This window comes from Hazenella coriacea (assembly GCF_004341825.1).
GTDB lineage: Bacteria > Bacillota > Bacilli > Thermoactinomycetales > Thermoactinomycetaceae > Hazenella > Hazenella coriacea.
On record NZ_SMAG01000017.1, the window covers coordinates 1 to 6,200 of the forward strand.

At 36.7% G+C, this 6,200-nt stretch carries 3 protein-coding genes, 1 rRNA gene and 1 pseudogene; 1 reads left to right on the forward strand and 4 read right to left on the reverse strand.

Going from position 1 to position 6,200, the window contains the following annotated elements:
• Positions 1-311: 311 nt before the first annotated feature.
• Positions 312-1,097 carry a GNAT family N-acetyltransferase gene (locus EDD58_RS14580; RefSeq protein WP_131926854.1) on the reverse strand — a complete coding sequence of 262 codons (786 nt, stop codon included), beginning with the start codon at positions 1,095-1,097 and terminating at the stop codon, positions 312-314.
• 270 nt (positions 1,098-1,367) lie between these two features.
• Here EDD58_RS14580 and pepF point away from each other — a divergent pair, with 270 nt between their 5' ends.
• Complete coding sequence (gene pepF, locus EDD58_RS14585) at positions 1,368-3,185, forward strand: oligoendopeptidase F (RefSeq protein ID WP_131926855.1); 1,818 nt, start codon at positions 1,368-1,370, stop codon at positions 3,183-3,185.
• Between the two features lie 92 nt (positions 3,186-3,277).
• On the opposite strand, the pseudogene msrB reads toward pepF, so the two are convergent.
• The 3 genes and pseudogenes from msrB to EDD58_RS14600 form a co-directional block, all read right to left on the reverse strand.
• Positions 3,278-3,697: pseudogene (msrB, locus tag EDD58_RS14590) on the reverse strand (peptide-methionine (R)-S-oxide reductase MsrB); the annotation flags it as partial.
• Between the two features lie 214 nt (positions 3,698-3,911).
• Positions 3,912-5,468, reverse strand: coding sequence for a golvesin C-terminal-like domain-containing protein (locus EDD58_RS14595; protein WP_207903318.1), 1,557 nt, complete (start codon positions 5,466-5,468; stop codon positions 3,912-3,914).
• 666 nt (positions 5,469-6,134) lie between these two features.
• Positions 6,135-6,200 (reverse strand): 16S ribosomal RNA (locus tag EDD58_RS14600); the annotation flags it as partial.

Consider the following 6,200-nt stretch of genomic DNA (forward strand, 5'->3'; position numbering starts at 1 on the left):
TAAAAAACTTAAAACTTCTTCCGGTGAATGCAACATGACATCTAGACTAGATATCGTGTTCTTCCATATTCACATTTTCAAGGTGCAATCTTCATTTTGTCGCATCTTGCGGCGACAAGTAATAATATAACACGCTATAAAAATAAATGCAAAACTTTTTTTACAAAGATCTTTATATATTAATTTAATAACAAAAGGACTTCAAATTTAGAAGCCCTCTTTGGGTGTGTTTAACTGCCTATTGCCTCACTTTCATCTCCTCATTGAAATGGGGAGAATTCCCGTTCGCAAATCTTAAAGATATTTTCTAATTATCCCTGAATCTCTTTAATACTTTTTCCTCCTAAAAACGCGTGTCCCACTTTTATTTTTCTCACTGTTGTAAATCCATATTTTTGATATACCTTTTCTATTTTTTCATTGATCGGGAATACCCAAAGATTTTCCAATCCCATATTTCTCACCTCTACTTGAATATGATGAATTAAGTATCCGATCAACCCTTTTCCCCTATACTCTTCCAGTGTAGCTACACTTTCCATTCGGGCTTGATTGTTATTCACAAATAAGCAGGCAGTAGCACAGGCAACATCTTTATATCTGAGTAAATAATGCTTAAATTTTGGATGATTAAACTCCTGTTCAAATGCTTTCTCTCTAACCGTTCTTCCCCCAAACTCTTTGATACTACATTCAATATCTAATGCTTCGGAGTAATTTTTTTCTGTTACTAATTCTATTGTAATACTATCAGGAGTTACCTTTTCAAAAACCTCTTTATTCCATATTTGGACTGGACTAATTAATTGTTCCATACTAAATTTATTTTCTTCTAGAAGTGAAAGAAATTCCTTTTGAATGTCCAAATTGTATATATAGAATCTGGGTATAATTCCTTTCGATTGATAATACATGACCACTTCATTAATTATAGACTGGGGTTCATGAACAAAATTACTTACATGAGCATGATTTGCATCAAAATATTGAGGCTGGTTTTCATTACAAAATAATATTCCCCAATTCGTATCTGTACGTGTTGTAAAAGTTTCTAAGTAGGCAAAATCTAATTCTAAAATATCTTGCAAATAACTCATTACAAGCCCTCCTAAGTAGTCAATTATGTAATAGTTCATCCTCGATCTCATACCTTGTAAGAAACTTAAAAATAAGATTGCATATGATTAACGATTATGAATAACTTAATCTTATGGCTTCTACGCTAAGGTCCCACTCACTTATAGTATCTTAGCAGATCAACACGTTCAAACATACAATCACTTCGAGACTCAAAATATTTTTCATTTTTACCATTGCTGTCTTTGGAATAGTATAATGAATCTATACATTATTAAAGGAGGATTATAATGTCTGAACATAATACCAAAAGGCTCCCTCTTCGTAGTGAAGTGGCTCCTGAATATACATGGCGTTTAGAAGATATTTTTGCTTCAGATGATCTATGGGAACAAGAACTAGCGGAAGTGAAGAACCAAATACCTCAATTGGCAACTTTTAAAGGATCATTAGCTAATTCAGCTGAACAACTGCTAGCTGCACTCACATTACGTGATAAAATCTCTCATCGAATTGAAAAGCTGTATACATACGCTCATATGCGTTATGACCAAGACACTACAAACTCCTTTTATCAAGGGTTAAATGATCGAGCTCTCAACTTATATACAGAAGCAGCGAGTATGATGGCTTATATGACGCCAGAAATTCTACAAATCGAAGAGTCCAAAATCAATAAGTTTCTACAGTCAGATGAAAAACTGAAAGTGTATGAACATGAGTTTGAGAAGTTGAATTTAAAACGTCCTCATGTCTTATCCGATAAGGAAGAGTCTTTACTTGCCCAAGCATCAGAGGTTATGGGGGCATCGAGTAATACTTTTGGTATGCTGAACAATGCTGATTTAAAATTTCCAACAATTAAAGATGGCGATGGTGATGAAGTCGAGGTTACCCATGGTCGGTTCATTAACTTTATGGAAAGTCCAAGTCGTGAAGTACGGCAAAGTGCCTTTAAAGCGATGTATGAAACATACGACAAGTATAGAAATACTTTCGCTAGCACCTTGAGCGGAGTGGTTAAGAAAAACAACTTTACTGCACGTGTTCGGAACTATAAATCGGCACGTGAAGCAGCACTTAGCAACAACTATATTCCTGAAAGCGTTTATGATCAACTAGTTGAAACTGTAAATGAACATCTTGCCCTTTTACATCGCTATGTCAACATCCGTAAACGGGCTTTAGGTTTATCCGAGCTACATATGTATGACATCTACACACCTCTCATCGATGATGTAGATATGAAAGTCTCCTATCCTGAAGCCCAACAAATTTTACTCAAAGGGCTTACTACCATGGGGGATGAATACATTGAAATTCTTCAAGAGGCTTACAAAAATCGATGGGTAGACGTCTATGAAAATAAAGGAAAGCGTAGTGGTGCTTATTCATCAGGTGTTTATGGAACCAACCCATACATTTTAATGAATTGGCAAGATAACATGGATAACTTATTTACCTTAGCCCATGAATTCGGTCACTCTGTTCACAGCTACTATACACGAAAAACACAGCCTTACATTTATGGAGACTATTCCATTTTTGTAGCTGAAGTTGCCTCCACATGTAATGAGGCTTTATTAAACGATTATCTCTTAAAAACAATCGATGATCCTAAAAAACGACTCTATTTGCTGAATCATTATCTTGAATCTTTTAGAGGAACTGTTTTCCGTCAAACTATGTTTGCCGAGTTTGAGCACCTGATCCATCAAAAAGCTCAAAATGGTGAGGCCTTAACTCCAGATCTTCTCACTTCTGAATACTACACTCTAAACAAAAAATATTATGGGCAAGAAATTGTGAATGATGAGGAAATCGGATTAGAATGGGCACGCATTCCCCATTTCTACTACAATTATTATGTATATCAATATGCAACTGGCTTTAGTGCAGCCACAGCCCTATCCAAACAAATCCTTGAAGAAGGTACACCTGCTGTAGACCGCTATCTACAGTTCTTAAAAGCAGGTAGTTCTAATTATCCGATTGAAGTATTAAAGAAAGCTGGAGTCGATATGACATCCGCTGATCCAATCCGTCAAGCATTACAAGTATTCGAACAAAAACTAAATGAATTTGAACAGCTTCTCTTCGCTGAATAAACTTCATATAGCTGAAAGAGTAAAATCCCCCCAGATTACAGTAGTATCGGGGGGATTTTAAATCGCACAAAGTCCATGAACTCTTTTTAACACTATTTATTTTTGAATAGATGTAGGTATTCTCCAAACCCTTCTTTTTCAAGATTTTTCCTCGGAATAAATCTCAATGCAGCTGAGTTGATACAATATCGTAATCCCATCGGTTTAGGTCCATCGTTAAACACATGCCCCAGATGGGAGTCTGCCTCCCTACTGCGCACTTCTGTTCGAATCATACCATGACTACGGTCTTCTACTTCAACAATTTGCTCTTTATGAATCGGCTTGGTAAAGCTAGGCCAACCACATCCCGAATCAAATTTATCAAGTGAAGTGAACAAAGGCTCTCCTGAAACAATGTCCACGTAAATGCCTTCCTCTTGATGATTCCAGAACTCATTTCGAAATGGAGGTTCAGTTCCGCTTTTTTGTGTCACTTGATATTGTAAAGAAGTCAGTCGTTTCTTTAACTGCTTATCATTTTCCCTTTGAAAGCGACTTCTCTTGATTAGTGATTTTTTATCCACATGACTACCTCCTCATCGGTTTTATCCTTAACTTATAATCATATTCGATCGTTTAAACTCTAAATATTAACCTATATTATACCTTGCCACATCATTTAAACAAACAAAAACCGAAGCGACTTAAAGTCTACTCCGGTTTTTGTTTGTTGTTAACAATTACTTAACGTTTGACTAATTTAACTGCATCTGCAATTACATAGCCTGACCCAGTGCTCCATCTTGAAACACCTACAACATAGTCATCGCCACCCGCTATGCTGAAGGTACCCAAGTGATTCCACTTACCACCATTTACTCTTTGATTCACAGTCACGGTTTTATTTCCTGTTGTGGTTTTAATCACATATGGGGTTGCATCATTATACCCACTATTAGCTGGCCACCAAGCATATACATCATAAGTTCCTGTTGCAGGAACATTTGCTTTATACCAAGCTGCATCACTTACTGCTTGTGGAGTCGCGAAGCGATAGTTCGTTCCATATTTTTGTGAGCTATAAGTGCTTCCATCCCAGTTTGCACTTGCAGAAAAACGTCCAGAAGTTGTGTTATCGACAACGATTTCAGTTGTTCCACCACCGCCACCGCCGCTTGAACCGTTAATTAAAGACATGTAGTAGTTCCAATCCCAGTGAACCCCAGGATCAGAGTGAGTCGCCCCAGGAACCTCATTATGACCAATAATACGAGTGCGTGTTTTTGGAATTCCATAACGATCACAAAGCCAACGAGTTAAGTTCGCCGATGAGCGATACATGCTATCGGTATACCACTTTGGATCACTTACATATCCTTCATGCTCAAGTCCAATACTTTGCTGATTATAAGTCCAGTTTCCTGCATGCCAAGCAATATCTTTGTTTTGTACCATTTGTGTAACTTGTCCATCACTGGAACGGAGTACATAGTGAGCACTCACGTTTGCTGAGGAATTTTGGAACCAGCTAATTGCACCACTGTACGAACCTTGAGTGGTATGAACAATCACATAGTTAATGGATGAGCGACTTGCCGCTGTATAGTTACTGCTATGTGCTGCTACCCAACGTGCATTAGGATAGTCAGGTGTTGCAAAAGTTGAAACATTACCTACATGTTCATATTCACCACGATTTGGAGTGACAGAAACAGGATTTAAGAAAATATCTTTACCGTCAACTTCCCGATAAGCACCTTCATTAATAATCTTGTATACTTCATCTGCGTGCCATTTAGCGGTTAGTTTATCACTTAAGCCACTATACACAGCCACTGCGGTATACCAATCTTCCAATTTTTCTGGCTTTTTCCCACCGTTTTGTTCCTTAGCAATTTCCGCTAGAACAGCTGCTCCTCCACGGATATTTTGGCGAACATCGGTTTTTAATTGCTTTTGAGAAACTTTAAGCAATTGACTAGCTTTCTTTAAGCTTTTGTTAGTTGGGTTTTCAGCCAAGTGCATAATTCCATATCCATTTAACTGACTTGGCTCACCCTTGTGATCCTGCCAACGAGTCTCTGCATATCCAACAGCGAGCAAAATCTCCTTAGGGACACCGAACTCCTTCGATGCTTCCATAAAATAATCGTAATAAATACTGGGTTGATCCATCTGTTCCGACTGAACTGCCGCCGAATTGGTAGCTGCTTGTCCATCAACTGTTAGGACCGGTGATGCAACCACAGAAAGAGTGAGTAAAAACATGAATGCAAACCATGTAAAACGCTTTAGGCTCATGTGAACCCCCCCTGAATTTATAAAGTTGTAAATATTTGAATTTACAATTCTATTTTAATACCTTTTTTGGTTAATAACAAGCAATTTTTAAAATATTTTTGTTTATTAATCATAAATTATCATTTATAAAACAAATACAACAATTTATATATCCCCTTTTCCGTTTAATAAAAGCATAGAATATGGTTAATGTTACCTATTTGTTATTTAGATGAGTTTTTACTATAAATATTATTAATTAACAAAAATTCACTTTACTATTTAATATTTATGTAAATTCCGACTTTAGGTTGCCTTTTTATTTATATGACAAAAATATATAATCTCTAACGAATATACATTTAGACACGCCAGTCTCTCATCTGTAACCCATTTATTCCGTCTGTATACATAGGAAGGTCAATTCATGTTGATTCCCTCCTATGTAAAACAGATGGCTTTTTTAATATGAAGATTACTCTGTTGACTATAAATTTCTGGAATGAGTGATCTAAGTTCGCTCTAGAAAAAATCAACCAATCCAATCGTACTATGAATTACTAAACATAAAAAACCTACACAATGAGTGTAGGTTTTTTATGTATTCCCTGAAAACTAAAGAGTGAGTGTAACCTGACCTGAAGAGAGAAAATTCGTATCGTCATGTATCATAAAGATACTCCGTAGAAAGGAGGTGATCCATCCCCACCTTCCGGTAGGGATACCTTGTTACGACTTCACCCCAATCATCTG